A 246-nucleotide genomic window follows, 5' to 3' on the forward strand; every position below is an offset into this window, starting at 1 on the left:
TGAGAAGCTTAACTTCCGTGTTCGGTATGGGAACGGGTGTGACCTTCTCGCCATCGCCACCAGACTATTTGGTTTGAGGATTTGCGCCCTCAAAACTAGATAATGTTGTAAGAAGAATTCAAGAGAATCGAATGATCATTGTCCAGCTCCGGCTCCTAGCCTCTCGAGTCGCTTCGGTCCATCCGCCGAAGTCAAAGAACGACTTCAACTGCTGGCCCTCCAGCGCTTGTCGAGGCTGTACAGTCG

General features: G+C 51.2%; 1 rRNA gene. It reads right to left on the minus strand.

Features of this window, described 5'->3' with window-relative positions:
• Positions 1-64: ribosomal RNA gene (gene rrf, locus M3593_RS23885) — 5S ribosomal RNA — on the minus strand; the annotation flags it as partial.
• Between the last annotated feature and the right edge of the window lie 182 nt (positions 65-246).

Origin of the sequence: Mesobacillus sp. MER 48 (genome assembly GCF_023714225.1) — a bacterium.
Lineage (GTDB): Bacteria > Bacillota > Bacilli > Bacillales > Cytobacillaceae > Mesobacillus > Mesobacillus oceanisediminis_A.